This window comes from Pseudomonas sp. NUPR-001, from assembly GCF_052147955.1.
Classification (GTDB): domain Bacteria; phylum Pseudomonadota; class Gammaproteobacteria; order Pseudomonadales; family Pseudomonadaceae; genus Aquipseudomonas.
In genome coordinates this window covers 2,112,033-2,138,907 of the sequence record NZ_CP197353.1, presented here as the reverse complement: position 1 = coordinate 2,138,907, position 26,875 = coordinate 2,112,033, and the positions used below count along the sequence as shown (strand labels likewise).

General features: G+C 58.7%; 21 protein-coding genes. 12 read left to right on the top strand and 9 right to left on the bottom strand.

Going from position 1 to position 26,875, the window contains the following annotated elements; genetic code table 11:
* Nucleotides 1–53 precede the first annotated feature (53 nt).
* Both sstT and ACP6KB_RS09720 read left to right on the top strand, forming a co-directional pair.
* A complete protein-coding gene (gene sstT / locus ACP6KB_RS09725; RefSeq protein ID WP_442113515.1) occupies nt 54–1,265 on the top strand; it encodes a serine/threonine transporter SstT in 1,212 nt (403 codons plus the stop codon).
* A 96-nt stretch (nt 1,266–1,361) separates the two neighbouring features.
* Nucleotides 1,362–2,006 (top strand): YceH family protein, encoded by a 645-nt coding sequence (locus ACP6KB_RS09720; RefSeq protein WP_442113514.1) that lies wholly within the window; start codon nt 1,362–1,364, stop codon nt 2,004–2,006.
* Between the two features lie 157 nt (nt 2,007–2,163).
* On the opposite strand, the gene ACP6KB_RS09715 is transcribed toward ACP6KB_RS09720, so the two are convergent.
* From ACP6KB_RS09715 to ACP6KB_RS09700, 4 genes are all read right to left on the bottom strand, one after another.
* Complete coding sequence (locus ACP6KB_RS09715; protein ID WP_442113513.1) at nt 2,164–2,865, bottom strand: PspA/IM30 family protein; 702 nt, start codon at nt 2,863–2,865, stop codon at nt 2,164–2,166.
* Nucleotides 2,866–2,892: 27 nt separating this feature from the next.
* Complete coding sequence (locus ACP6KB_RS09710) at nt 2,893–7,878, bottom strand: DNA repair ATPase (protein ID WP_442113512.1); 4,986 nt, start codon at nt 7,876–7,878, stop codon at nt 2,893–2,895.
* A 114-nt stretch (nt 7,879–7,992) separates the two neighbouring features.
* Nucleotides 7,993–10,020 carry an SPFH domain-containing protein gene (locus ACP6KB_RS09705; protein WP_442113511.1) on the bottom strand — a complete coding sequence of 676 codons (2,028 nt, stop codon included), beginning with the start codon at nt 10,018–10,020 and terminating at the stop codon, nt 7,993–7,995.
* Between the two features lie 37 nt (nt 10,021–10,057).
* Entirely contained in the window at nt 10,058–10,678 is a 621-nt protein-coding gene (locus ACP6KB_RS09700) for a hypothetical protein (RefSeq protein ID WP_442113510.1), read from the bottom strand.
* Nucleotides 10,679–11,185: 507 nt separating this feature from the next.
* On the opposite strand from ACP6KB_RS09700, the gene ACP6KB_RS09695 reads away from it, so the two are divergent.
* Nucleotides 11,186–11,488, top strand: coding sequence for a transposase (locus ACP6KB_RS09695; RefSeq protein WP_442107852.1), 303 nt, complete (start codon nt 11,186–11,188; stop codon nt 11,486–11,488).
* Nucleotides 11,485–12,321 carry an IS3 family transposase gene (locus tag ACP6KB_RS09690; protein ID WP_442107850.1) on the top strand — a complete coding sequence of 279 codons (837 nt, stop codon included), beginning with the start codon at nt 11,485–11,487 and terminating at the stop codon, nt 12,319–12,321. Before ACP6KB_RS09695 ends, ACP6KB_RS09690 begins: the two co-directional genes overlap by 4 nt.
* A gap of 124 nt (nt 12,322–12,445) precedes the next feature.
* Here ACP6KB_RS09690 and ACP6KB_RS09685 read toward each other — a convergent pair whose 3' ends face one another.
* Complete coding sequence (locus tag ACP6KB_RS09685) at nt 12,446–13,264, bottom strand: shikimate 5-dehydrogenase (protein ID WP_442113509.1); 819 nt, start codon at nt 13,262–13,264, stop codon at nt 12,446–12,448.
* A 134-nt stretch (nt 13,265–13,398) separates the two neighbouring features.
* On the opposite strand from ACP6KB_RS09685, the gene ACP6KB_RS09680 reads away from it, so the two are divergent.
* Nucleotides 13,399–13,581 carry a hypothetical protein gene (locus ACP6KB_RS09680; protein ID WP_442113508.1) on the top strand — a complete coding sequence of 61 codons (183 nt, stop codon included), beginning with the start codon at nt 13,399–13,401 and terminating at the stop codon, nt 13,579–13,581.
* Between the two features lie 562 nt (nt 13,582–14,143).
* Here ACP6KB_RS09680 and ACP6KB_RS09675 read toward each other — a convergent pair.
* Both ACP6KB_RS09675 and ACP6KB_RS09670 read right to left on the bottom strand, forming a co-directional pair.
* Nucleotides 14,144–14,680: a hypothetical protein gene (locus tag ACP6KB_RS09675; RefSeq protein WP_442113507.1), complete on the bottom strand. Its 537-nt coding sequence runs from the start codon at nt 14,678–14,680 to the stop codon at nt 14,144–14,146.
* Entirely contained in the window at nt 14,658–14,810 is a 153-nt protein-coding gene (locus ACP6KB_RS09670; RefSeq protein ID WP_442113506.1) for a hypothetical protein, read from the bottom strand. Before ACP6KB_RS09670 ends, ACP6KB_RS09675 begins: the two co-directional genes overlap by 23 nt.
* A gap of 135 nt (nt 14,811–14,945) precedes the next feature.
* Here ACP6KB_RS09670 and pbpG point away from each other — a divergent pair, with 135 nt between their 5' ends.
* Nucleotides 14,946–15,866, top strand: a complete 921-nt coding sequence (gene pbpG / locus ACP6KB_RS09665) for a D-alanyl-D-alanine endopeptidase (RefSeq protein ID WP_442113505.1) — start codon at nt 14,946–14,948, stop codon at nt 15,864–15,866.
* Between the two features lie 40 nt (nt 15,867–15,906).
* On the opposite strand, the gene ACP6KB_RS09660 is transcribed toward pbpG, so the two are convergent.
* The gene (locus ACP6KB_RS09660; RefSeq protein WP_442113504.1) at nt 15,907–16,362 is read right to left on the bottom strand and encodes a hypothetical protein; all 456 of its coding nucleotides are present in this window, start codon (nt 16,360–16,362) and stop codon (nt 15,907–15,909) included.
* 260 nt (nt 16,363–16,622) lie between these two features.
* Between ACP6KB_RS09660 and pvdM the strand changes: the two genes are divergently transcribed.
* The 6 genes from pvdM (at nt 16,623) to ACP6KB_RS09630 (ending at nt 25,820) form a co-directional block, all read left to right on the top strand.
* Nucleotides 16,623–17,984 carry a pyoverdine-tailoring dipeptidase-like protein PvdM gene (gene pvdM / locus ACP6KB_RS09655; RefSeq protein WP_442113503.1) on the top strand — a complete coding sequence of 454 codons (1,362 nt, stop codon included), beginning with the start codon at nt 16,623–16,625 and terminating at the stop codon, nt 17,982–17,984.
* A 15-nt stretch (nt 17,985–17,999) separates the two neighbouring features.
* Nucleotides 18,000–19,280, top strand: coding sequence for a pyoverdine-tailoring periplasmic protein PvdN (gene pvdN, locus ACP6KB_RS09650; protein WP_442113502.1), 1,281 nt, complete (start codon nt 18,000–18,002; stop codon nt 19,278–19,280).
* A gap of 31 nt (nt 19,281–19,311) precedes the next feature.
* Nucleotides 19,312–20,214: a dihydropyoverdine dehydrogenase gene (pvdO, locus tag ACP6KB_RS09645; RefSeq protein WP_442114285.1), complete on the top strand. Its 903-nt coding sequence runs from the start codon at nt 19,312–19,314 to the stop codon at nt 20,212–20,214.
* Between the two features lie 80 nt (nt 20,215–20,294).
* Complete coding sequence (locus ACP6KB_RS09640) at nt 20,295–21,629, top strand: lysine N(6)-hydroxylase/L-ornithine N(5)-oxygenase family protein (RefSeq protein ID WP_442113501.1); 1,335 nt, start codon at nt 20,295–20,297, stop codon at nt 21,627–21,629.
* 31 nt (nt 21,630–21,660) lie between these two features.
* Nucleotides 21,661–23,307, top strand: a complete 1,647-nt coding sequence (locus tag ACP6KB_RS09635; protein WP_442113500.1) for a cyclic peptide export ABC transporter — start codon at nt 21,661–21,663, stop codon at nt 23,305–23,307.
* Between the two features lie 122 nt (nt 23,308–23,429).
* On the top strand, nt 23,430–25,820 hold the full coding sequence (locus ACP6KB_RS09630) for a TonB-dependent siderophore receptor (RefSeq protein ID WP_442113499.1): 2,391 nt from the start codon (nt 23,430–23,432) through the stop codon (nt 25,818–25,820).
* Between the two features lie 73 nt (nt 25,821–25,893).
* On the opposite strand, the gene ACP6KB_RS09625 is transcribed toward ACP6KB_RS09630, so the two are convergent.
* The gene (locus ACP6KB_RS09625) at nt 25,894–26,859 is read right to left on the bottom strand and encodes an alpha/beta hydrolase (RefSeq protein ID WP_442113498.1); all 966 of its coding nucleotides are present in this window, start codon (nt 26,857–26,859) and stop codon (nt 25,894–25,896) included.
* Nucleotides 26,860–26,875: the final 16 nt, after the last annotated feature.

The window sequence follows — 26,875 nt, the reverse complement described above, 5'->3', positions numbered from 1 at the left end:
TTCCGGCGTGGCAATGGGCTGACTGCCCTCTACAAGACTGAGAAACACCCGACATGACACCTGTTCTGAAACTCTTGAACCGTACCAGCCTGGTACTACAGATCATGATCGGCCTGGTGGCCGGTATCGCCCTGGCCCTGATCGCCCCCGACGTTGCCTTGAGCCTGGGCTTTGTCGGCAAGGTTTTCGTCTCCGCCCTGAAAGCAGTGGCGCCGATCCTGGTCTTTATTCTGGTCATGGCGTCTATCGCCAACCATAAACACGGCACCGAAACCCATATTCGCCCGATCCTGGTGCTGTACCTGCTCGGCACCTTCGCGGCGGCGGTGGTTGCGGTGGTTGCCAGCATGCTGTTCCCGTCGAGCCTGGCCTTGAGCACCTCGGACGTCGCCCTGAGCGCACCGGGCGGCATCACCGAAGTGCTGCAAAGCTTGCTGCTCAGCGTGGTCGACAACCCGATCAGCGCCCTGATGAACGCCAACTTCATTGGCATTCTGGCCTGGGCCATCGGCCTCGGCGTGGCCATTCGCAACGCCGGGCAAACCACGCGCACCGTGGTCGAAGACCTGTCCAACGGCGTAACCCTGATCGTGCGAGTGGTGATTCGCTTCGCCCCGCTGGGTATTTTCGGCCTGGTCGCCTCGACCCTGGCGCAGTCTGGCCTCGACGCCCTGCTCGGCTACCTGCACCTGCTGGCCGTACTGATCGGCTGCATGCTGTTCGTGGCGCTGGTGGTCAATCCGCTGATCGTGTTCTGGAAAATCCGCCGCAACCCGTACCCGCTGGTGTTCCTGTGCCTGCGCGAGAGCGGCATCACCGCATTCTTTACCCGCAGCTCGGCCGCCAACATTCCGGTCAACTTGGCCTTGAGCGAGCGTTTGGGCCTGCATGAAGATACCTATTCGGTATCGATTCCACTGGGCGCAACCATCAACATGGCCGGTGCTGCAACCACGATCACCGTATTGACCCTGGCCGCCGTTCACACCCTGGGCATCGCCGTCGACATCCCTACGGCGATCCTGCTCAGCGTGGTGGCTGCTGTCTGTGCCTGTGGTGCCTCGGGTGTTGCCGGTGGCTCGCTGCTGTTGATCCCGCTGGCATGCAGCCTGTTCGGTATTCCGAGTGAAATCGCCATGCAAGTTGTTGCCGTAGGTTTCATCATCGGCGTACTGCAGGATTCGGCAGAAACTGCGCTGAACTCCTCCACCGACGTGCTGTTCACCGCCGCCGCGTGCATGGGCGAAGAGCGCAAAGCTGCCTGAAGTTGACCCGCAGCCGGTGCGTCCTGCACCGGCTGCTTGTGTTTTACCCTGTCGCGCACCTAGGCTAGAGGCCTTACATTGCACAGAGACAGGGCCATGTCCGACGCTATCGAATCCTCCTCCGAAGCCCGCTTCAACAGCACCGAAATCCGTGTGCTCGGCTCCCTCATCGAAAAACAGGCCACCAGCCCGGAAACGTATCCGCTGACCCTCAACGCCCTGGTGCTGGCCTGCAACCAGAAAACCAGCCGTGAGCCGGTGATGAACCTCAGCCAAGGCCAGGTCGGCCAGGCCCTGCGCGCCCTTGAAGGCCAAGGCCTGACCCGTCTGCAGATGGGCAGCCGTGCCGACCGCTGGGAGCAGCGCGTGGACAAGGCACTCGAGCTGGTACCGGCGCAAGTGACGCTGTTGGGTTTGATGTTCCTGCGCGGTCCGCAAACCATCAACGAACTGTTGACCCGCAGCAGCCGCATGCACGAGTTTGAAGACGCCGAGCAGGTGCTGCATCAGCTGGAGCGCTTGATCGCCCGCGGCTTTGCCTTGCACCTGCCGCGTCAGGCCGGGCAGCGCGAAGACCGCTACACCCATGCCTTGGGTGATCCGGCAGAAATCGACGCCATCCTTGCTGCACGCCAGCAAGGGCCGGAGCGCAGTGCTGGTGGTTCGGTGTCGCTGGAGCGTATCGAAGCTCTGGAGGCGCGGATTGCCGCCTTGGAAGAGCGCTTGGCAGCGCTGGAGTAGAGCCCCTCACCAAGAACTGTGGGAGCGGGCTTGCCCCGCGACAGGATGTAACTGACAACCTTTTCATCGCTACACAAGTCAGGCAGGCACACCGCCGCTCCCGCACCTCAGAACCTAGCCCGCAGGGCCAGGTCCCGGCCGTCTTACCCGCAGGGTATTACTGCGCGCTGTTGCTCTTCTTTGCCTTCAGGCGGGCCAGAACATCGCCACCGGCATTGGGCTTGGTACCGATACCTGCCTCTTGCAGGCGGCGATCCAGATCGCCGCCATTGGCTGCATCCGCCATTTCTTCAGCCGCTTCCATACGGGCGTCTTGCTCGTCCTGACGCTGCTTGATGCGGGTTAAGGAATCTACTGCGGTGGCAACCTTACTGCTCGCACCGGAAGTAGCAGTGGCGGTAGCACCACGAGCTTTCTGGACAACCTCACGCGCTTTGGTCATTTCAATCTGCTGCTTCAGTCCCTTGATCTGAGTGTCAGCCTTGGTAACCTGAGCGTGGAGCATCTCAACTTGCTTGCCGAACTGATTAGCCAGGATTTTCTCCTGATCACGCAAACCTTCGATCTCGGCAACCTTATTGGCGCACTCGACAGCCAGATCTTCGGCCCCCTTGTTCAGGGCTGCCATGGCCTTGTTTTCCCAGCTGGAGATATCAGAGCCGTAGGCCTCCAGGCGCTGCAGGGACATTTTGTGCTTGGCCTTGATTTCTATCAGGCTGTTACGTGCTTTCAGTACCGCAGCATCAGCATCGCGCTGCTCTTGCTCCAGGATGCGAATTGCATTTACATCGACGATGGCCTCGCCAACTTCCGATGCACCACCACGCAAGGCGGTAACGAGCTTTTTCCAAATGGTCACCTGAGAACTCCTGCCACAAATGTGCTGTTAGATAGTGAAGTGGTTTTCGTGGGCGTCGACGCCAGGCTTGGAGGTCGAGCCAAGCGCTCTCAGGCTCTCTCCAATGTCGTGGAGCTGGGCAACAACCCGTCCGCCTACGTCTTCATCACCCCCCATCGCTTTGCTGCGCTGGAAGTCGCGCTTGATCTGGGCCCAACGAGAGGCCTGGTCTGGGGTGAGCAAACCGCGGATCTCTTGAAGCTTCAGCAGGTTCTCTTCGGAGCCGGCGGACAAAAGTTGAGACTCGCCTTGGTAGTGATCTGCAACCACCTGCAGCAACTCCTGGGCGTTCATCACGGCCGAGACTTTCTCAGCCATCTTGTTCATGTTCCGATAGCTGCCCTGAAGCTTGAATGGCGGCTCGGTACGGTATTTGTCAGCTTGAGCCGCACTTGCGATGTACTGCTTGTTGACCGCCATGACCACATCGCGGATTTGAAGCAGACGGTGAAGCACGTCCGTGATTTCACTCACCTCGGCCGAGCTGTAGGCATGGCTCAGGTCGCTGGCGGTGAATGCCTTGCCCTGAGCATTATCGACAAACAGGTAGAGGTCTTTCATGTCACGGGTGGACAGCGGAGCGAGCACCGCGTTGGATGTCAGCGCGTTTTCGATGTAGCTCAACGCGAAGGTGTCTTCCATCCCGCCGAGGGTGTCACCAAGGTTGTAGATATCTGCTCTGTTGGCCAGCATGTCAGGGATTTTGAACACCTCGCCAGTTTCCGTGTACGGGTTACCTGACATCACAACGCAGAATTTTTTGCCGCGCATGTCATAGGTGTTGGTGACACCCTTCCACACGCCCTCAATTCGCCGAGTGCCGTCGCACAGAGAGATGAATTTCTGCAAGAACTCGGGGTTTGTGTGCTGAATGTCGTCCACATACAACATGACGTTGTTGCCCATGCGCAGGCCGAGGTTGAGCTTTTCGAGCTCTTGGCGAGAGGTTGCATCAGGGGCTTGAGCCGGATCCAGGGACCGGACTTCATGACCAAGGGCTGGACCGTTGATCTTCATGAAGATCAGACCCAAACGGCTGGCCACATACTCCATCAGCGTGGTTTTTCCGTACCCAGGTGGGGAAATGAGCAACAGCATGCCCATCAGGTCGGTTCGCTTGTTCTCGCCGACGGCACCCATCTGCTTGGCCAAATTATCCCCGATGACCGAAAGGTACACATCGTTGATCAGCTTATTCCTTACGAATGAGCTCAGAGGACGTGCCTTGAACTCAGAGAGACGCAGGCTCGCCTTCTCTGCCTGAAGGATGGACTGGCGCAACGCTTTGTACTTTTGCAATTGCGGCAGGAATTCAGTCGTGTGTCGAGCAAAGCGCTCACTGAAGTCGTCCACGCCAACCGCTAAGGCACCGCCCTGCAGTAGCTCGTGCTCACCCAGCAGGCCGGTCACCTGAGCACGATATTCGACATCACTGAACTGCCGCAAATCATCGGGCAACAGCGAAATTACTGCGGCCTCCCTGATAAAGGCTTTCAAATGGGCAATCGCAGGATCACTACCCACAAACCCGGTAAACCAGCGGATGGATAGAGAAAATGCTGCTCCAATCTCCCCATTCAGGGCTTCGATCGTGCCGTTGTAATCCTTCCAGGTATCAGTCTTCTCCAAGTGCGCCTTCAGCTGATCGTGAAGTACTTTGGCATATGAGCTAAACGTGACAGAGCCATCAGTTGAAACGAGGGTTTCAGCCAGATACTCAGCAGCTTGAGCGCATACAAAGTCGGTCGCAGGAATCGCTTGTTCTACCAGGAATACCTTCAGCCAGGCCACGATCACCGGTATCACATCGGCAAAACTATCGGATGTACCAAAGGCCTTGCGAATCTGGCGAGCGGAACGGGACAGCTCACACCATTGCCTGGCACTATGTGCATCCGTGTCAAGCACTCTCGCCCAAGCCAAGGCTGCAAGTGCGCGAGCGTCTGGGCCATACCGAAGGTTGCCGGCAGCAACGCGCAAGGGAAGCAAGTGGGCCAGGATCAAGGCAGCATCATGATCATGAATCCCCCTCTGGTAGCCTTCCTTGTATCGCGGGGCTGCAAAATCGCGAATAGCTTTAGTCAAATCATCGGGAGACTGAATCAGGAACTCAAGCGTTTCGATCTTCAAACCATCACGGCCAGCATCAGCGGCTTCCAGCACCTGGCCAGCCAGATATTCTCCTCGATACAGCGTGGAGGACTCTGACTCGACGCTGGACGTCCAGAATGGCCTTAATTCCAGCAACGCTGCATTGTCCAGCGGCTCCATGAAGTCCGTGCCGGTCAAGTGCAAGTTAAGGGTATCCCCGCGGGGCATCAGGGTGAGATCAAGGTCTTGGGTGTTGACGCTGAAGCGGTGCCGAGGCCCAAGCTTGATTACATTCCCGCCCTCGTCAAAAAGCTCGGTATTGTCACGCAGCGACCGAACCGCTTGATCCCGGGCGGCCTTAAGCTGAGATTCGACGTCGTCTGCTTTAACGGAGTCCTTGAGCTGACGAAGGCGGCTGGCCATATCCTTGATTTTGAGGATAAGGGGGTCGGAGGCAAAGAATGCATTGAGCGCTTCCATACCCTCTAGCCGCGCAACGCGCCGTGGGAGACTCTCAAGGATCCGGGATGATGCCTCGACCACTGCCTGAGCTCGCCGACTCCGCTCATCCAACAGGCTTTGCTTGTGTGACTCGAAGGTCTCGATCATCTCCTGACGCTTGTCCAGGATGCTGGTCAGAAACTCTTCATGCTCTGCGAATTGGCTTTCTAGTTCCTCGAGCTGGACAGTGAGCCTGGACAGATTGTCATCACAGCGCTCCGGATCTGTTGCAAGCTGCAGGGCGTTAGTAATGGCTTGCCCGAACAGCTTGAACTGCGCGCCGAACTGGGCGACTGCTTCGGCAGAACCAATGCTCTTGCGGAGTTTGTCGGCCTTCGCTCTCACCTGGTTCAATCGTGAGTAAACTTCAGAAATTGCGTCGACGATCTCAGTGCGCTGGGTGGCATCATCGATCTTCAGTGAGGCCATCAGCTTCGAGAGCATGTCGAGGTCACTGGCCATCTTGGCCAGCCCCTCAAGCGGCTCTTTGATCTGTACAACGGTTCGAGCTGCCAACGCCTGAGTTTCGAGGGTCTCAAGCTGGGTAGAAAATGGCTTTAGAGCGGCAGGGCTTGCCAGGAACGTAGCAGTGCTGGTGCCCACCTGGTCTTGTGCCAACAGCAGCTCACTCTCCATCGAGTCGACCTGAGCGGTGTCGATGTAGCGCAGATCCCGGATGGTCAGGAGGTGGCCACGGTGCCTACCGAGGTCGTTGAGCGCTTCGACGTATTCTTGAACCGCCTTCCAACCTCCCGACCGAACCCGTAGCAGAAGTTTCTTCTGTGCGGTGACAGCGTCTGCCAGAGCCGCATCCGATTGACGGCGAATGCTTTGAACCTTCTCAAACTCGTCGAGGATCTGCTCGCTGGTCTCAGACACGTCATGCAGTAGTGAACCAAGACCCTGGACCTCCGATGAGTTCAGCCAGTGATAGGCATCGAGAATCTTTCTGGTGCTCTGACACAGCTTGCTATACCGCTGCACACTCACAGCCGGGGTTTCAATGTCACGCACGAGTTCATGAAGGTCTGAGATGCCACGGACAAGATCGGCATTGCCAATTCTGCCGATGAAACCGTCACGAGGGGCCTGGCTAGCCGCAAACTCATCTGTGTAGAACGGTGTCGCCCACACAACCATAGGGTGAACGCGAGTGGGTTCAACTCCTTCAGCAGAGAAAATGACCATTCGGCCATCCTCCAGACGCGCGTATCCATGACCGAGCAGAGGATTCTGCAGACTTCGGGTGATCATGTTGTAGGTCAACAGCGCAGATCTGCCGTGCACGGGCTCATAGAACGAATATTGAACGTCTTCACCATTGGGGCTTCGAGCGGAGCGCTTAAAGCGCATGCCTTTCATATCCTGGTCGAAGGTTTTATGGTCACCATTCTGAAGGTAGTAACCGCCCGGGAAGATAATCCCATGGTCTTCTGGAAGCTGCAGGCAGGCCTGGCCAATTGCGTCAATGCGCAATGCCTTACGGGTCACCGTATTGAAGACGATGTATCGCCATTCGGTTTCCCGATAGGGAAGAATTTTGAGGAGGAGCAGGCTTCCTAACCTCGCATACTCAAACTGACCGTCACTCAACGATTGATTGGGATCGTTGACGGGCTCCGAGTAGATGCCCTCACCAGCCTGCGTGTTGTTCTCAATCTTGATGGTGAGGTCGCCACCGATGGTATCGACGAATACGGTGTCAAGAATGTTGATGTGGCCATGCTTTCCGGTCACAACCCTATCGCGGCTGGACTTCTGCCATTCAAAGTCAAACTGAGCCGGAAGCGACATATCCTGCGCACCACGGCTATCAATGTACGTGACTTTGGTACCGGCCTCGGTAATAGCCCAGCGGAACACACGGATGTCAGTTAGCTTTTCGCCGATCTGGAAGCTTGCGAGGAGTTTCTCGTCACGAACAGCCAGCTGCAGGAGCTTGGTGCTCTTGTAGTAGGTGTAGAGTTCAGTGAAGTCTCGAACGAATGCTGGCTGGTTAAGGAACGAATCAGCGATCGGAGCTGGCTCAGCCTCGTATCCGGCCTCGGTGCCGGACAGTTTGTACAAAGAAAAAACGTCGCCAACGGCCGTATCTTGCTTCAGACCAATGAAGACGTTGTAGCCGAACAGCAGGCTGTCACCCACCCGTACAATGTCGCGGGCAGTGCAGTTGTTCTCAGTCCGGATTCGGACCCTGCCCAGAACTTTCATCTGGGTTTCGCCAAACTCTGCCAACCGCTGTGTATTCAACGTGTCGGCCGCCACCGTGAGACGCTGCCCTTGATCCTTGAGTCGCTTATTCAGCACCTCATAGGCACCACCTTGCGCGACTGCTTTATCCAGAGCAGCGGGTGTGGCGGTTTGGCTTTGGAGATCCGACATATGTGCCCCTGACCTGTTCGGCTGAATTGGAAGGGGTATGTCCGCTCAAGTCGAGGGCATGCCACATCCGATAGAGAAAATAAAACCTCCCGGCGAACCGGGAGTGAGACACGCCTAGGACGCTGCTTTAGGCTCGGAGCGAGGGGCCACTGGAGGCTTCGTAGCCGCACCACGGCTAGCCAGCGCACCAATGGCGCCCTGCACAATAGGACTACGGCCCATGCCATCGAACAATTTGCCGATACCCAGGCCGGCCGCAAGTTGCTCGGACACGTTGGTAGCCGAACCGCCGATGATCTCGACCTTGGCACCTTCCAAAGCCGCCGCCAGGACGGCAGCGCTTTCCTGAGCGATGTCTTTTGACACAGCAACCTGAGCAAGCACTTGTTCTTGAGTGGATTGCAGTTCCATGCGGAACTCTTCGTGAGCGCGCGCCTCCTGGCTGAGACTATTGAGGGCCTGGAACTTCTCAGTTAGACCTTTCGCCTCTGCGGTGTAGCGCGACTCAATCACCGCTGACTCAGCAAGACCTTCAGCTTTGGTGGCTGCTGCGTTGGCCTCACCCAAGGCAGTACGGCCGCGAGCTTCGGATGCCATTCGAAGTTCGGTGACCTCAGCTTCTGCAGTACCCACTGCCTTGATAGCCTCGGCACTTGCGACACGAACCTTGGCCTCGGCCAGGCCTGGGGCAGCAGCTTCAGCCTCGACGCCCTGCGCGATTGCTTTCTTGGCCTCAGCACCTTTCTGCGCTGCATCCAGTTCAGCTTCGGCCGTGGTGGTCACTGCACGTGCAAGGTGCTCTGCCGACTCAGCTTCGGCCTTGGCTATTGCAACCGTCGCAACCTTGCTTTCTTGAGCTTTAGCTTCGGCCGTGGTGGTCACTGCACGTGCACGGTACTCTGCCGACTCAGCTTCGGCCTCGGCCATTGCAACCGTGGAAACCTTGCTTTCTTGTGCTTTAGCTTCAGCTTCAATCACACGGACCTGGCGCAGCCGGTCGGCCGCGCTGACTTCACGAACTTCGTTGATGGCTTCTTCTTCAATCGCAACCGTCTTGTCGATCGCAATTCGTTCACGAACGACTTCCGCAATCTCGGTTTTCTTCTTCTCGACCTCGCCATCGGCATCGATCTGCCGGGACTGCACTTCACGCTTGCTTTCGACCTCTGCCAACAAGCGAGCCTTGTTCACACCTTCCTCGACAACAACAACGGCAGCGCGGCGAGAGGCCGAGGCCAACTCCACCTCACGGGTCTGGCCCTCCTCTGCCACTTGGATCTTGGTGTCGGTGTCGACCTCGGCTTGGCGGGTTGCGAGGCGAGTCTCTTGCACTACGATCGCAGAGGCCGACTCAGCGCGCGCTTGCAACTCGGCGATTTCCTGCTTGGATTTCGCCTGAGCTTCAGCCTGACGACGATCAAGCTCCAGCTCTTTCTCTTTGGAGTCAACGTTCTGCTCTTTGATCTTCAGATCACGCGTTCGCTCAATTTCATTAGTATTGATGTTCTGCGCAGAAGTTAACTCCACAATGGTCTTGATGCCTTGGGCATCAATGATGTTGTTGGGGTCAAGATGTTCACGCGGAGTTTGCTCGAGATGGTCAATTGCGACGTCCTCCAGCGCGTAGCCATTCAAGTCTTTACCGATGGCCGTGACAATATCGTCGCGAAATTTAAGGCGGTTCTGAAACAGATCCAGCAAGTCGTGCTGACGCCCGACCGACTTGAGGGCTTCACTGAACTTGGCCTGAAACAGCTCACGAATCGCCCTAGGATCAGACGCTCGTTGAACACCAACAGCCTTTGCAACTTTCAGTACGTCATCTGCACTTTCATTCACGCGAACGTAGAACACAACATCGATGTCGGCGCGTAGGTTGTCTTGGCAGATCAGGCCTTCATTAGCCCGGCGTGACAGTTCAATTGGGACCAGACGCAGAGGCATCTCCTCAGCACGATAGATGATCGGATAGACCATCGCGCCGGTGAAATGGACCTTTGGGTGGGATGAAAGGTCGTTCACGATCAGGGCAATGCCTTGGTCAACCTTGCGATAAAAAGCCTTGAACATGACGAGCGAGCCAACCAGCAAGACAACAACCACCACGATCCCAATGAAGAATGGAGCAATTAAATCATTCATAGTGTATTTTTCCTAAGCAGTATTAGTCAGGGTCGTCTTAACGATTGAAGTCTTCTTCGCCAATAACGATGTAGCAGTTTCTCTCCGCTTGATACTCCAGTAGCGCCACCCGGTCACCGCGGAGGAAAGTTGCGCCGTTCATTGTGCGGACGTTGAGGATCATGCCAGCGCCACCATCTTCAAGAATGACCACACCCTCTTCGCCGGTAACCGAACCGCTTCGAACAGTTGCGATGTGACCGATTATTGATTTTGCGGTGGGTGCAGCGATCTTCTTGAACAGTGGGCGCAATGGTTTAAGCAGTAATCCTGCAATGAACGTTCCTACAACCGCCGCTACAGCGGAAGCGCTGAGACCAGCAATCAAAGATACAATTCCCGATGGAATGTGTTCTAGGAAATATATATCGAGAAGGTAAATCCCCAACCATGCAAACAGTGATACCAGGGTGAATGCTATGGTAAGAGGAACGCCATCAAGTCCAGCCCTCATCAACAACCCGCCTAATCCATCGAATACTCCATCGGCGTCGACATTATACGACTCAACTTCAGCGACGCCGAAGATAGCGACAACCCAATAAATAATAGCAACGCATAGAACGAAGCTAAAAATAATAACGGGAAAAGACAGGGACACTTCGACAAACCGATCCATTTAACCTCCACACAAGACACCTAAAGACCCTTCGAACAAGTCCGTAGCGTTGAAAATCACCAAGAGGCGTCTGCGACCGTTGCGATCATCAACGGTTATTTGCAGGGAACGAGGACAGAGGAAAAACCAGTTGTTCGCTGGCCGACATTTCTTCTATTCAGTAAATAACTTAATTTTTCTATTTATATCGTATTTCACAGATACGTTATGTAGGAAATATCCCAGGACCACACAGGAAGCATCCTGTATCACTGTAGTCGCTGCTCTTGATATCTTTTGATGACTGAACTAACCCCGTTACCCAAGGCGGAATCCGTCAGGCCGCTTGCCAAGACCTGCTGCCCTATCTGTGGGAGCGGCGGTGCGGCGACCCGATTTACCCGCGAAGCAAACACTGCGGTGGATGGCACGGGCTCCGCCCGTGTTCGTGGCGGTTTGAACTGGCCTAATGATCCTGGACACCTCAATCGGGCGCTATGATGGCGCCCAAACCTGAGGTGTTTGGATATGCGTAATTCTTACTCGAGTGACTTCAAGCTACAGGCGGCCAGCATGGTGCTGGACGAAGGCCAATCAGTTCCACAGGTCTGTGCCAGTTTAGGCATTGGCCCTACAGCGTTGCGTCGTTGGGTCGATCAACTGCGCCAGGAGCGTCAAGGCTTAACCCCTGTGGGTGCCAAGGCAATAACGGCAGACCAGCAGGAAATCCAACGGCTCAAAGCCCTGCTCAAGCAGAAAGACCGGGATATCGAAATCCTAAAAAAGGCCAGCGCTCTCCTGCTTTTGGACGCCAAAGATCACTCGCGTTGATCGATGAGCTGGGTGAGCAATACGGCGTTAATGAGTGTTGTCGGGTGCTTGGGGTCAGCCGCAGCAGTTTCTACTGCTGGCGCCAGCGTAAGGACCGGCGTTACCCCGGACGGGAAAAACTCAAGGCCCAGTTGATCAGACATCATCGTGAGTCGAGAGGGGCGGCAGGTTCGCGCACCTTGGCCAAGATGCTGCAAGCCAGTGGACACCCAGTCGGCCGCTTCAAGGCGCGCCGCCTGATGCAAGAAGCTGGGATCAGCAGCCGTCAACGCAGACGCCACAAATACAAATCTTCAGGCGTTGAAGCCCTGACCGCACCGCACGAGCTCAAACGGCAATTCGATGTGCGGGCGACAAATGAGGTCTGGTGCGGAGATGTAACGTACATCAAGGCTGGTAAGCGCTGGCTGTACTTCGCGGCTGTCTTGGACTTGTTTGCACGGCGGATTGTCGGCTGGTCGTTCTCGATGATCTCGGATGCTGAACTGACCTGCGCGGCCTTACGCATGGCAACCGAGCTGCGCGGACGCCCCAAGGGTGTGCTATTTCACTCTGACCAAGGCTGTCAGTACACCAGCCACAAGTTCAGAAATGAGCTGCGCGAGCATGGGCACCGGCAGAGCATGAGCCGTAAAGGCGAGTGCTGGGACAACGCCCCGATGGAGCGGTTTTTTGGAAGCCTGAAATCTGAGTGGGTACCCGAAGATGGCTACGACTCGGAGCATGAGGCCCGAATGGATGTGCAGCGCTTTATCACCCGCTACAACACCACTAGGCCTCACAGCTACAACGGATACCGGTCGCCGGTCGAGGCAGAGAAGCTGGCGGCGTAAACCTTAACGGGTGTCCAGGATTACTTGACCAGTTCAGTTCGACGCCTCGATAAACCCGCTCCCACACAGGATGATCAAGACAGTTGCTCCCACTGAACAAGTCAGTTGCCACAGGAGCTGCTCGCTAGGCGCGGGCGAAATCTACCGCCTGCGCCACCTGCTCGGGCGTAGGCCGTACACCGGTATACAGCACAAACTGTTCCAAGGCCTGCAAAGCAATCACTTCCAATCCCGTGATCACCACCTTGCCCTGCCCTTCGGACTCGATGATCAACGGTGTCCTGGCTGGCATCGCCACCACATCGAACACCACCTGTGCCGCAGCAATCGCCTCACGACTGAACGCCAGCTGTTCAGCCTCAATGCCGCCGGCCATGCCAATCGGTGTCACGTTGATCAGCATGGGTGGGCACAGATCACCCAGTTCAGCCTGCCAACGATACTCACAACTGTCAGCCAGTTGCCGCCCGGCCTGTTCATTGCGCGCAACAATGATGCCCTGCGTAAAGCCAGCATCACGCAACGCACAAGCCACCGCCTTGGCCATGCCGCCACTGCCACGCAGGGCAAACGCGGTGTCTGGCGCCAGTTGATGCTGCTCCAGCAACTGACGTACGGCCAGGTAGTCGGTGTTGTAGGCCTTGAGCTGGCCGCCGTCGTTGACCAGGGTGTTGATCGAGGCAATGGCCGCCGCCGACGGGTCGATCTCGTCGACCAATGCCATACAAGCCTCTTTGTACGGCATCGACACGCCACAGCCACGAATGCCCAGCGCGCGTATCCCGGCCACCGCAGCCGGCAGGTCGTGAGTGGTCATGGCCTTGTAGTAGAAGTCCAGGCCCAGCTGTTGATACAGGTGGTTGTGAAAGCGCACACCAAAGGTGCCGGGGCGACCGGCCAGGGAAATGCACAGAACGGTGTCTTTGCTGGGAACGTGGGGCACTGGATTCTCCTTCGCAATCGATTGCGCATTATGCACCGCCGGGTCGATATCAGTGATGAGCACTATCACCTCGGTCGATTTCAAACCGCCAGCGACGCGACGTAAGGTAGCCCCATGAATCGCAGGAGAGTCCCATGACCCCTATCACCATCATGTCCGTCATCGGCAGCGCCGTTCCTGCCCCGTTCAGAGAACTGGGCCTGCTGGTGGTGTGGTACCTGACTCGCAATGGCGAAACCATTTCCGGGCCTTTGACCTCCCTGAGCGCCGCGCAGTCCCTGGCTTGCCAACTGCAAGACCACAGCCTTCACGCGTAAAAGGCCCACCAGATTCATCGTGCGTTGCTCCGCACAGCCCTTGCCCCGCCTTTTGGTGGGGCTTTTTATTGGCCAACTGCTGTAAGCCACAAGCACCTATCGAAGCGAGGGGAGGTGCCTGACGAGCTTATCTCGGTAGGAGCGGGCTTGCCCCGCGAAACGATGTAGCAAGCAAGCCTCTATCGCGGGGCAAGCCCGCTCCCACTCTGTTTGCGATGCCGATCTCACGCACTGGTTGCGGGACACTGCAATGCTGCCCTAGACGCTCTAGTTGCCAAAGCAAGTAAGGAGACTTCCCCCAAACCCGATTGGAGCGACAAGCCCCGAATCCGGCTTCACACGAAACTCGAGGAGCGGACGGGGTTAACGAACTCAACGGGTGGACACCATAATGGCAAAACGGTATCGTGCACTTATAAATGGTTAGAAATAGAAACTAGATTCGCCCCATTTATCAACCACAATAGTAAGGAAGCTTCATGTCGTCAATAACCGAACTGAAAGACACCATAGACACAAAAACTTTAAATCTTGTGCTTTTGACAATCGCCACCGGCGGAATTTATTCAATACTATGGCTGTACAAAATTCCCCAACGATCGCATCCATTACTAAAAAACCGATTGTAGACGACGCCTACATTATCTGGCTGGCTGTTTGCGTTGGCCTTAGCGGCGTGCTGGCCAGCACCGGCGAGGAAGCGTTTGATATTATTTCTGGCATTTTGACAATTTCCAGCGCGGTGCTCTATATCGTCTGGAGTTTCAAAGCAAGATCGTCGCTTCAAGAATACGCTCTTAACGAGCATAAAATTGATCTTCGCATGAATGCGTTTTACACATTCATTTTCCACGTTTACTACATAAACTACTGCATCAATGACTTGCCAGAAGCTAAACGCAAGCAAGACATTCTCATGAATCACCGGCCTACACAGGCGCAAAACTAACAAAGCCACAAAGAAGGGCACTGGTTTCGTGCCCTCTCTGGCAACGCCAGATACAACCATCCCAGACTTCAAAAGCAAATAAAAGTCCCCCGCCGAATAGCTCTTGGCTATTTGCATGCCCCCAACACTAAATTTGACCTTCAAAATCATCAGGCTGTTTTTTCTTCGCCCGCACCTTCAGTACGACTGCCGACACGCCTATGCCACGATGTGCCTCATGCCAGGCATGCACCTGGCATTCATTGCTGGGCAGCTCGGGCATTCTGTCCAGGTACAGCATTAAATTTCCTTCATCTTTGCCCCAACGATCACAGGCCAATCGACAGACTCTAGGCCATACTCCAGAATGCGAGCGTTTTTTTGGGGGAAAACCCTTGCACAGCCAACGAAATACCAACTTTTAGTGAGCCTCGACGTGAAAACCTCCCTTTCGATTCTAAGCCTGCTGCTGTTGCTCACCAGTACCGCGACTGTCCCTACGGCCACTGCTGCGCAACCCCCTGCCCAAGTGCAACGTGATCCTGCCAAGTTGCACCTGGCCTCCGGCGCTGCTCTGCTGATCGATCTGCAGACCAACAAAGTGCTGTACTCCAACAATGCCGACCGGGTGCTGCCTATCGCCTCGGTGACCAAGCTGATGACCGGCATGGTGGTGCTCGACGCCAAGCAGAACATGGATGAAATGCTCACCATGACCATCGCCCAGAACAAGGAAATGAAAGGCGTGTATTCGCGGGTCCGCCTGGGCAGCCAGCTCAGCCGCCTGGAAACCCTGCAGATCACGTTGATGTCGTCGGAAAACCGCGCCGCTTCGACTTTGGCTCACAACTACCCAGGTGGCTACAACGCCTTTATCAAGGCCATGAACGCGAAAGCCAAAGCCTTGGGGATGAGCAACACCCGTTACGTCGAACCCACCGGGCTGTCGGCCAGCAACGTCTCGACCGCCCGCGATCTGGGCAAACTGCTGATGGCTGCGCGCAATTACCCGATGTTGCGCGCATTGAGCACCACCCGCGAGCGGACGGTGGCGTTCAGCAAACCCAACTACACCCTGGGTTTTCGTAACACCGACCACCTGGTCAACAAAAGCAATTGGGACATCGACCTGACCAAAACCGGCTTTACCAACGATGCCGGCCACTGTCTGGTGCTGCTGACGAAAATGGACAATCGTCCGGTGGCGATGGTGATTCTCGATGCCTTCGGCAAGTACACCCACTTCGCCGACGCCAGCCGGATGCGCCAATGGCTAGAAACCGGCAGCACCAAACCGGCGCCTGCCGTGGCCATGCGCTACAAATCCGACCGTAGCCAGAACCGTCCTGCCGACTGAACACCAGGGCCTGTGCGCGCGGCGCCAGGCCCACCGCCCTTCACGCGCTGGTGCTGACCATGCTGCCCGCACCACCGCCACCACCTTTCAACAGGGCTTCGGCCAGTTGCGCGGTGGCTGTCATGAGTGCGCCCATGGTGGTACTGACCGCTGATTGCGCAGCAGCAACCGCGGTCGCCTTGGCGGTCGCTTCCATCTTGCTGGTCATGATCGACTGCAATTGTTTCTGCTGTTCGGCCAATTGCTTTTTCAGTTTCTCGATCATCTTGCGCAGTTGCTGGATATGAGCCGGCTCGGAGCTCTCACTGCTTTCGCTGGCGGCGCTGGACTGGGCTTTTTTTCCGTCTTGAATACCGGAAAAGCTCAGCGGCGAAGTGCCCGCTTCGCCTTCTGCCGGCACCGCTGGGTTCTGTAGGCCGCCATTGATGCTGACGGTCCCGAGGGTCGCGCTGTTCGCAGCGGCGCCAATGTTCGAAACGGCAGTGATGCCAACCATACGCTGATCTTCCTGTTGATCGATGGGTTTGCCTGTTTATCGGCCAGCACTCGCGCAACTTGAGTGTAGGAGCGGGCTTGTCCCGCGATGCGGTGTGACAGGACGAATGCCATCGCGGGTCAAGCCCGCGCCTACCGGCGGACGTTAGCCTCACCTAAATTTGGCGCCCCGCCACTCGTCCCTCCTGATACCCGAGCTTTGCCCCTGGCACCCCCACGCGCCGGGCAAGCCGTTCCAATCCGCTCAGCGTTGAGATGGCAATGACCAAGACTAAGCCCCGTTCCCGCAAAGCCTTGTATATCGGCTTGCCCCTTGTTCTGGCAGTCGCCGTGGGCGCCGCCGCAACCGGTTATTTCTACACCCAACAGAACGCCGGCTACCCGGGCAAGATCGTTGAGCAAGCCAACGCCCTGCACGAGCACATGCTGTCGTTCGACAGCCATGTCACCGTGCCACTGGACCTGGGCAGCGCCGGTAACGAAATCGACAAGGACGGGCCAGGCCAGTTCGATCTGGTCAAAGCCGGTAAAGGCCGCCTGTCCGGCGCGGCCCTCACCCTGTTCGGCTGGCCAGAGCTGTGGAACGGCCCCAATGCCCCGCACCGCCCGACCCCTGGCTTTGTCGACGAAGCTCGGCATCAGCAGGAAGTGCGTTACAAGATCATCAGCAACATGGTCCGCGACTTCCCCAACCAGGTGGGGATCGCCTACACCCCGGACGATTTCCGTCGACTCAACGGCGAAGGCAAGTTCGCGATCTTCATCAGCATGCTCAACGCCTACCCGCTGGGCCACGACTTGTCGCAGCTGGACCTGTGGACAGCGCGTGGCATGCGCATGTTCGGTTTCAGCTACACCGGCAACAACGACTGGGCCGACTCCTCGCGGCCGCTGCCATTTTTCAACGACACCGCCGATGCCCTCGGCGGCCTGTCACCGCTGGGCGAACAAGCGGTCAAGCGCCTCAACGCGCTGGGCGTGATCATCGATGTCTCGCAGATGTCGACCCTGGCGCTGGAGGATGTCGCCCGCCTCAGCCGTACCCCGATGGTTGCCTCACACTCGGCGCCGCGCGCACTGGTAGATATTCCGCGCAACCTCAGCGACAAAGAAATGCAGCTGATCAAAGACAGTGGCGGCGTGATCCAGGTGGTGGCCTTCGGCACCTACCTCAAGCCCTTGAGCAAGCCAACCCTGGACAAGCTCGAAGCCATGCGCGCCAAGTTCGACCTGCAACCGCTGCAAGGCCTGGCCAACGCGCTGATGCCGGGCGATGCGGTAATCGCCATCTGGCCTGAGTCGCGCTTTGGCGAATACGCCGGCAGCCTGTACGGCATCGTCGACGAAGAACCGAAAGCTACCCTCAAAGACTTTGCCGACGCCATCGACTACACGGTGAAAAAGGTCGGCATCGACCATGTCGGCATCAGCTCCGATTTCAACGACGGCGGCGGCGTCAATGGTTGGAAGGATGTCAGCGAAATCCGCAACGTCACCGCCGAACTGCTCACCCGCGGCTATTCCGAAGCCGATATTGCCAAGCTCTGGGCCGGGAACTTCCTGCGCGTCTGGGAGCAGGTACAGAAAGCCGCACACCCTGTCGCCAGCACCACTCAGCCTTGATCTGGACGCCCTTTCATGACCCATCGCCGTACCTTTTTGAAACACGCAGGCCTGCTCGCGGCCAGCCTGCCTTTGCTACCCCAGGCCCTGGCCGCAAACCCTGCACTGCCGCTGAACGGCGCAGACAAGTGGCGCAACCTGCGCCAACTGTTCCCGCAGACGCCTGAGGTGATTCATTTCTCCAACTTTCTGATCACCACCCACCCGAAACCGGTGCAGGACAGCATCGACCATTACCGCGCCGAGCTGGACCGCAACCCGGCCAAGTGGATGGACTGGCACAGCCAGTCGGAATGGAAGCGTGAAGCCGAAGTACGCGACTGGGCGGCCCGCTACCTGGAGGTCAAACCCCGGCAGATCGCCCTGACCGGCAGCACCACCGAAGGCCTGGGCATGATCTATGGCGGCCTGCAGCTGGCCGCACATCAGGAAATCCTCACCACCGAACACGAACACTATTCGGCCAACACCACCTTCGACCTGCGCGAAAAGCGCCAGGGCACCAAGGTACGCAAACTGCGCCTGTTCGATGACCCATGGAACATCTCCACCGACCAGGTGCTAAGCACTATTGACCAGGCCATCCGCCCCGAAACCCGCGTGCTGGGCATGACCTGGGTGCACTCAGGCAGCGGCGTCAAATTGCCCATTGGCCAGATCGGCGAGCTGGTGCGCAAGCACAACCGCAACCGTGACGAACAGAGCCGCATCATCTTCGTGGTCGACGGTGTGCATGGCTTTGGCGTCGAGAACATGCGCTTTGCCGAGCTGAATTGCGACTACTTTATCGCCGGCACCCACAAGTGGATGTTCGGCCCGCGCGGCACCGGGCTGATCTGCGCCGCCACGGAAAAAATGCCAGCCCACCTGGTGCCGACCTTTGCCACCTTCTCCGAAGACGAAGACTTCGCCACCATCATGACCCCTGGCGGCTACCACAGCTTTGAACATCGCTGGTCGGTGGGCAAGGCCTTCGAGCTGCACCTGCAACTGGGCAAGGCCGATGTGCAAGCGCGTATTCATCAGCTCAACGACTACTTCAAACAACGGGTGCTGGACCTGCCGCAGTTGCAGCTGGTGACCCCGCTCAGCAGCGAGCATTCGGCCGGCTTCACCTTCTTCCGGGTCAAAAAGCAGGAAGACCAGGACCCGTATGCCAACTACCTGATCGAAAACAAGGTGATGGTCGATGCCGTCTATCGCGATGCCGGCCCGGTGATCCGCACCGCGCCGGGGCTGCTGAACAACGAGCAGGAAATCGATCGCGCCCTTGCCCTGCTGCAAAAAAAATTATGAACCCATCAACGCAAGGAACCGCACGATGTCCATGAACCTGTCACGCCCGTTGGCACTGCTGGGCCTGCTCGGCTGCCTGCTCGCCACCCCCGCCTATGCCGCTCACGAGCACAAGCCCGGCGAGGTGTTCAAAGACTGCAAAGACTGCCCGGAAATGGTCGTGCTACCCGCCGGTAGCTTCCAGATGGGCAGTCCGGACAACGAAGTCGGGCGTCAGCCCGACGAGGGCCCGATGCACCTGGTGACGTTCAGCGACACCTTCGCCATCAGCCGTTTTCATGTCACCGCCGGTGAATGGCAGGCGTACCTGAAACAGACCGGCACGGTGATTGCCGACGGCGACGACCGCCCTGGCCGACGCTGCACCAACAGCATCCCCAGCTACAAGATCGACCCGAAAACCGCCGACCGTCACCCTGCCGTGTGCATGAGCTACAAAGACATCGAGGGCTATGTGGCCTGGCTGTCGAAAAAAACCGGCCACACCTACCGGATGATCAGCGAGGCCGAGCGCGAATATGCCGCCCGTGCCGGCAGCACCGGCCCCTTCCCGTTCCCCATGGACCCGGGCGCCGACTACGAAATCAGCCAGCACGCCAACGTCTACGGCCCTAAGGACGGCTTCAGCTACACCGCCCCGGTAGGCAGCTTTGCGCCCAACGCCTTCGGGGTGTACGACATGCATGGCAACGTCTACGAATGGACCGCCGACTGCTACCACGACAGTTACGTCGGCGCACCCAGCGATGGCAGCGCCTGGAAAGAACCTCACTGCGAACTGATGCAATTGCGCGGTAATGACTGGGGCGAGGCACCGGTGTTCTCGCGTTCCGCCAATCGCAACCAAACCTACCCTGAAGATCGCGGCGACTGGATCAGTTTCCGCGTCGTGCGCGAATTGCACGCTGACAACAACGCTAAATTCCACGGCTGACGGCTCGTTCTATCGGTGTACGTGTGCAGGACCCGGGCGCCGCCAGGCGCCCCACCTCCGACAACCCGAGGAATTGCCCCATGAGCCAGAACCGCACCCGCGAAACCCTCCACGACCTGATCGGCGTAGGCTTCGGCCCCTCCAACCTGGCCCTGGCCATTGCCCTGGAAGAACTGGCCGAAACCAACGGCTACGCCCTCGATGCGCTGTTCATCGACAAACAGCGCGACTACCGCTGGCACGGCAACACCCTGGCCACGCAAAGCGAATTGCAGATTTCCTTCCTCAAAGACCTGGTGTCCCTGCGCAACCCCACCAGCCCCTACAGCTTCGTCAATTACCTGCACCAGAAGCAGCGCCTGGTCGACTTCATCAACCTCGGCACCTTCTACCCTTGCCGCCTGGAGTACAACGACTACCTGCGCTGGGCCGCCGACCATTTCGCCACCCAGGCGGTGTATGGCGAAGAAGTGCTGCGCATCGAGCCGGTGCTGGACGCCGGCCGCATCAAGCACCTGGCGTTGATCTCGCGTGACGGCAACGGCCAGGAGCAACGGCGCCTGACCCGCTCTGTGGTGGTCGGCACCGGCGGCACCCCGAAAGTACCCGCCACCTTCGCCGCGTTCAAAGGCGACCCACGAGTGTTCCACCATTCGCGCTACCTGAGCAGCCTGGCAGCCCTGCCCTGCGCCGAAGGCAAGCCGATGCGCATCGCTATTATCGGTTCCGGGCAGAGCGCCGCCGAAGCGTTCATCGACCTCAACGACAGCTACCCGTCGGTGAAGGTCGACATGATCGTGCGTGCCTCGGCCCTCAAGCCTGCCGACGATAGCCCGTTCGTCAACGAGGTGTTCGCCCCGGAATACACCGACCTGGTGTTCAACCAGTCGCAGGCTGAGCGCAAGAAGCTGATCGACGAGTACCACAACACCAACTACTCGGTGGTCGATATCGACCTGCTCGAGCGCATCTACGGCATTCTCTACCGCCAGAAAGTCGCGCATCAGTTCCGTCACGCCGTGCTCTGCCGTCGCCAGGTGGACAGCGCCACCGCCACCGCACAAGGCATCGAACTGACCCTGCAAGACCTCGCCACCCACCAGTTGCAGACCCACCGCTACGACGCGGTAATCCTCGCCACCGGCTACGAGCGTCGCTCGCACCGCGAGCTGCTGGCGCCGCTGCAACAGCACCTGCACGACTTCGTGGTCGACCGCGACTACCGCGCCCTGGCCAGCGACGACCTGCAGGCAGCGGTCTACCTGCAAGGCTTCTGCGAGAACTCCCACGGTCTGAGCGACACCTTGCTCTCGGTGCTGCCAATGCGCGCCAACGAGATCGGCCAGTCGTTGTACCAGGCGCTGTCGAGCCAGCGTCCCGCGCTGCGTGAAGCCGCGGCAATGACCGGCGCCTGAGCGCCTCCGCGCCCGTATTCGAGGACGTTTCATGAGTTCGACCAAGGCTACTTCCCGTGAACTGCTGGCGATCCTGCGCCCGCTGCTGCCAATGCTGGCGATATCCATTGTGCTGGGCATTGTCGGTGGCCTGAGCGTCACCGCGCTGCTGGCCCGGATCAACGCGCTGATGCACAGCGGCGACACCATCGGCAGTGCGGTGATGCTCGGCTTTGCCGGGCTCTGCGCCCTGGCGCTGGGCTGCGCGATCGCTTCGAACATCGGCACCAACTATGTCGGCCAGCACGTGATTGCGCGCCTGCGTATTTCGTTGGGCGGCAAGGTGCTGTGCGCGCCGATCGAGCAACTGGAGCGCTACCGCAGCCACCGCTTGATCCCGGTGCTGACCCACGACATCGACACCGTCAGCGACTTCACCTTCGGGCTGCCGCAGTTGATTGTGTCGCTGACCGTGACCCTCGGTTGCCTCGGCTACCTGGCATTACTCGACCTGTCGCTGTTCCTGATCACCGCCACCGCTGTGGTGCTCGGTTGCATTGCCCAGTACGTGGCGCGCGGCTACGGCATGAGCGGTTTCGAGGCAGCGCGTGAAGAGGAAGACCAGCTGCAGAAGTACTACCGCAGCATGGCCGAGGGCGCCAAGGAACTGCGCATGCACCGCCAGCGTCGCCGCAACCTGTACCAGCAGCAGGTGGTGCCGACGGTGCAGCGCATCGCCGCGCTGCAGATTCGCTCGGTGAACATCTTCCTCAGCGCCAGCACCTTTGGCTCGCTGCTGTTTTTCATCGTCATCGGCTTGTGCCTGGCCGTGCAAACCTGGGGCACTGCGGTGCCGGCCGATGTGCTCAGCGGCTTCGTCATGACCCTGCTGTTCATGAAAGGCCCGATGGAATCGGTACTCAGCCTGCTGCCGCTGATCAGCCGCAACAGCGTGGCGCTCAAGCGCATTGCCGAGATGAACGCCAGCTTCTCCACCCCCGAGCCGTTCCTGCTGCCCGACCGCGAGACCGCACCGCGCCAGGCCCTGCACAGCCTGGAGCTGCGCGACGTTGCCTATGCCTTCCCCAGCGTCGACGGTTTGCCGCCGTTTACCATAGGCCCGTTCAACCTCAAGGTCGAACCGGGTGAACTGCTGTTTATCGTCGGCCACAACGGCAGCGGCAAAACCACCCTGATCAAACTGCTGCTGGGCCTGTACTCACCGCAGGCCGGCGAGGTACTGCTCAATGGCCGCGAGGTCGGTGCCGATCAGCGCGACGACTACCGCCAGTTGTTCACCACGGTGTTCGCCGACTTTTTCCTGTTCCAGGAATTGCTCGAGCGTAAAGGCGTGCTGCCGGAGCACACCCAGGCCTACCTGGAGCGCCTGGAGCTGGCGCATAAAGTGACCATCCGCGATGGCGCCCTGAGCACCACCGACCTTTCGACCGGCCAACGCAAACGCCTGGCGCTGCTGCATGCCTGGCTCGACGAACGCCCGGTGCTAGTGTTCGACGAATGGGCCGCCGACCAGGACCCGGCCTTTCGCAAGGTGTTCTACACCGAGCTGCTGCCTGACCTCAAACGCCAGGGCAAAACCGTCATCGTCATCTCCCACGACGACCGCTACTTCGACCTCGCCGACCAATTGATCGAGGTCCGTGGTGGCCAGCTCCATCCTCTGACCGAACGCGCCTGAGCCCTCAGGCGCGCGATTTCACCTGGCAGTGAAAAAGTTTTTCCGGTTTTTACCAGGCGATGCGTCTCTTAAACACGAACAACTCTCATTCACTTAAAATAAGTTCCTTCAAAGGAAACGCGATGTCTGTCAAACACACGCTGTCACCGCTGGCCCTGGCCCTTATGCTGCCCTGCGCAGCCATCGTCCAGGCGCAGGAAATCAACCTGAACATCCCGTCGCAGCCACTGGGTTCGGCCTTGCAGGCACTGGGTCAGCAGAGCAACCTGCAGATCCTCTTCAGCCCGGACACCGTGAGCGGCAAACGCTCCACGGCGATCAACGGCCGTTACGAGCCGCAACAGGCACTGCGCATGCTGCTGCAGGGCACTGGCATTCGCTACACCCTCGACGGCACTCAGGTCACCCTGCAAGGCCCGTCGAGCGGCGACGCTCTGGAGTTGGGGAACGTCCAGATCGACGGCAAGGCTTACAGCGCCATGTCTGAAGGCACGCACTCGTATGCGGCCCAGGCCGTGACCATTGGCAAAGGCACCGAGCGCCTCAAAGACATCCCGCAGTCGGTGACCGTGGTCACCCGTCAGCGCATGGATGACCAGAACATGAACAACCTGCAGGACGCGATGCGCCAGGTCACCGGCGCTACCATCAAGACCTACAACACCGGCTCCAGCCTCAACGACGTGTACATGCGCGGTTTCCTGGTTGACCAGGTGCAGGTCGATGGCGTTTCGCAGATCACCGGCCAGGGCGACATGGCCACCAGTTTCGACCTGGCCATGTACGACCGCGTCGAAGTGCTGCGCGGCCCGGGCGGCCTGTATGCCGGTTCCGGTGAACCCGCCGGTACCATCAACCTGGTCCGTAAACGCGCCCTGAACAAGTTCGCCCTCAATGGCGAGCTCGGTGCCGGTTCCTACGACCACTACCGCAGCATGATCGACGTCACCGGCCCGCTGAACGACGCTGGTACCGTTCGCGGCCGCGCCGTCGCCGCCTACGAGAACAACAAATCGTACGTCGACTACGTGCAGAACGAGCGCCCGATGTTCTACGGTCGCCTGGAAATGGACCTGAACCCGGACACCACCCTGGCGTTCGGCGGCGCCTACCAGAAGAACAACTCCACCCCGGCGTTCGGCCTGCCCGCCTATGCCGACGGCACCCTGCTCGACGTGTCGCGCTCGCGTTATGTCGATGCCAAGTGGAACCAGATGAAGGAAGAGACCTGGGAGGCGTTCTCCGAACTCGACCATGCGCTGGATGACGGCGGCCAGTGGAAAACCTCGCTGACCTACCGCGACGCGCGCACACCGAACCGCCAGTTCAGCTGGACCACCTGGGTCGTCGACCCAGCAACCAACCTGGCCGAGTCGTCGATGTATTCCTATTACACCCGGATCAAAACCCTGGGCCTGGACAGCTTCGTCACCCGGCCATTCACCTTTGCCGGTCGTACCCACGAGTTCACCCTCGGTGGCGAATACCAGCACCTGGACAAAGCGTTCACCTACGGCTCGGTCGACATCAACCAGGATGGCTGGGCAGACAGCTTTCCCACCGGCATCGATGGCGCCAACAACCTGCCGCACCTGGACATGCCGCATACCCAGTTCAACTATTCCAAGAGCCATCAATACGGCGTCTATGGCCGTACCAAGCTCAACATCACCGACGAGCTGGACGTGATCCTCGGTGCGCGCACCACCTGGTTCGATGCCGACGCCAAAAACCACAACACCTTCTTCCAGAACTTCGGCGAGCCATCTACCGAAATCAATGCCAAGGTCATTCCGTATGGTGCCATCACCTACAAGCTGACCCCGGACCTGTCGGCCTATGCCAGCTACACCGAGGTGTTCAAACCGCAGAGCGATACCGACGCCACCGGCAATTCGATGGTTGGCCCGCACAAGGGCAAACAATATGAAGTGGGCCTGAAACAGGAGCTGCTCGATGGCCGCCTGAATGCGTCGCTGGCAATGTTCCAGATCTTCGACGAAAACCGCTCGCAGTGGAACGGCGTGAACGGTTACGAAGCCAGCGGCAAGGCGCGTAGCCAGGGCTGGGAAACCGAGCTGACCGGCAACCTGACCGACAACTGGAGCATCGTCACCGGTTACGCCTTCACCATGACCAAGTTGCTGGAAGACGACACCACCAACAACGTGGAAAAGGGCAGCCAGTTCAGCACCATCACACCGAAGCACAACTTCAACCTGTGGACCAAGTACGAATTCCTCGACGGTGCACTGAAGGGCTTCCATGTGGCCGGTGGTACCCGGGTGGTCAGCGAGACCTCCTACACCCGCAGTGGTGTTGACTTCGTGCAGCCTGGCTATGCCGTTTCCACGGCCCAGGTCGGCTACAAGTTCAACGAGAACCTGAGCTCTACCCTGACGGCCAACAACATCTTTGACCGCAAGTACTACGACCGCGTCGACAGTGCCTGGGGTTCGAACTTCTATGGCGATCCACGTAACCTGACCCTGACCTTGCGCGCTTCGTACTGATTTGGCGTCCCCATCGCGGGGCAAGCCCGCTCCTACCGAACCGGTGGGAGCGGGCTTGCCCCGCGATGCTGTTTCAGCCCCGCAACCGCTCGCCAATCAACCCTGCCAACGTCACCAACATCCCCGGCACCTCGCCCACCACCTCGCCCATGCGGGCAAAGTCATGGGTCATCCCGGCCTTGACCTCGCAGCTGATTTCCAACCCCGCCCTCCGCAGCCGTTCGGCATACGCCAGCCCTTCATCCAGCAACGGGTCGTACTCGGCCAACCACAACAACGTCGGCGCCAGTTGGCCCGGAAGCGGCGCGTAGATCGGTGAAAAGCGCCAGTCGAGCCGATCCGCCACCTCACGCTCGTACAACTGGTAAAACCAACGCAACGATTCCTTCTCCAACAGATACCCTTCAGCAAAGCGCTCCAGCGACGGCCGCTCCTGCGCCGCATCGAGTACCGGATACAGCAGCACCTGCACGCGCGGCTGCAAGGGCAACTGCTGCGGCATCAACGCCGCACGCATCGCCAGCGCCGCCACCAGGCTGCCTCCCACGCTGTCACCGGCCAACGCCACCCGTGCCGCATCCAGCCCATGCCGGGCGCCCTCGCTCAGCAGCCACAACGCCACATCTTCGGCATCGTTGAAGGCGGTCGGGAACTTGTGTTCCGGTGCCAGGCGGTAATCCGCCGACACCACCGCAAAATCACCGGCCAAGGCCAAACGTCGGCACAAGGTGTCATGGGAATCCAGGCTGCCGACCACATAACCACCGCCGTGGAAGTACAGCAGCACCGGGCGCGGCGCCAACTCGGCTACCGCACGCTGGTAACAGCGCGCTGCCAGTTGCTGGCCGTCACGGCTGGGAATGATCAGTTGCGTGACCTCCAACTGCCCCACCGGCGTGCTGTCGAGCAGCAACGAGGTGTTGTCGAACTGCCGCCGAGCTTCCTTCGGCGTAAGCTCGTGCATGGGCTGGCTCTTGCCGGTCAGACGACCCAGTTCGACCAGTTCGAGAAATCCTTCAATATCGGGGTGCAATGGCATTGTTCGGCCTCCAGAA

What these genes read in the sequence shown, in the direction of transcription:
- sstT (WP_442113515.1), top strand. Translation starts at nt 54, where the DNA reads ATGACACCTGTTCTGAAACTCTTGAACCGTACCAGCCTGGTACTACAG.
- ACP6KB_RS09720 (WP_442113514.1), top strand. Translation starts at nt 1,362, where the DNA reads ATGTCCGACGCTATCGAATCCTCCTCCGAAGCCCGCTTCAACAGCACC.
- ACP6KB_RS09710 (WP_442113512.1), bottom strand. Translation starts at nt 7,878, where the DNA reads ATGTCGGATCTCCAAAGCCAAACCGCCACACCCGCTGCTCTGGATAAA.
- ACP6KB_RS09705 (WP_442113511.1), bottom strand. Translation starts at nt 10,020, where the DNA reads ATGAATGATTTAATTGCTCCATTCTTCATTGGGATCGTGGTGGTTGTT.
- ACP6KB_RS09700 (WP_442113510.1), bottom strand. Translation starts at nt 10,678, where the DNA reads ATGGATCGGTTTGTCGAAGTGTCCCTGTCTTTTCCCGTTATTATTTTT.
- ACP6KB_RS09695 (WP_442107852.1), top strand. Translation starts at nt 11,186, where the DNA reads ATGCGTAATTCTTACTCGAGTGACTTCAAGCTACAGGCGGCCAGCATG.
- ACP6KB_RS09680 (WP_442113508.1), top strand. Translation starts at nt 13,399, where the DNA reads ATGACCCCTATCACCATCATGTCCGTCATCGGCAGCGCCGTTCCTGCC.
- ACP6KB_RS09675 (WP_442113507.1), bottom strand. Translation starts at nt 14,680, where the DNA reads ATGATTTTGAAGGTCAAATTTAGTGTTGGGGGCATGCAAATAGCCAAG.
- ACP6KB_RS09670 (WP_442113506.1), bottom strand. Translation starts at nt 14,810, where the DNA reads ATGCTGTACCTGGACAGAATGCCCGAGCTGCCCAGCAATGAATGCCAG.
- ACP6KB_RS09660 (WP_442113504.1), bottom strand. Translation starts at nt 16,362, where the DNA reads ATGGTTGGCATCACTGCCGTTTCGAACATTGGCGCCGCTGCGAACAGC.
- pvdM (WP_442113503.1), top strand. Translation starts at nt 16,623, where the DNA reads ATGACCAAGACTAAGCCCCGTTCCCGCAAAGCCTTGTATATCGGCTTG.
- pvdN (WP_442113502.1), top strand. Translation starts at nt 18,000, where the DNA reads ATGACCCATCGCCGTACCTTTTTGAAACACGCAGGCCTGCTCGCGGCC.
- pvdO (WP_442114285.1), top strand. Translation starts at nt 19,312, where the DNA reads ATGAACCTGTCACGCCCGTTGGCACTGCTGGGCCTGCTCGGCTGCCTG.
- ACP6KB_RS09640 (WP_442113501.1), top strand. Translation starts at nt 20,295, where the DNA reads ATGAGCCAGAACCGCACCCGCGAAACCCTCCACGACCTGATCGGCGTA.
- ACP6KB_RS09635 (WP_442113500.1), top strand. Translation starts at nt 21,661, where the DNA reads ATGAGTTCGACCAAGGCTACTTCCCGTGAACTGCTGGCGATCCTGCGC.
- ACP6KB_RS09630 (WP_442113499.1), top strand. Translation starts at nt 23,430, where the DNA reads ATGTCTGTCAAACACACGCTGTCACCGCTGGCCCTGGCCCTTATGCTG.
- ACP6KB_RS09625 (WP_442113498.1), bottom strand. Translation starts at nt 26,859, where the DNA reads ATGCCATTGCACCCCGATATTGAAGGATTTCTCGAACTGGTCGAACTG.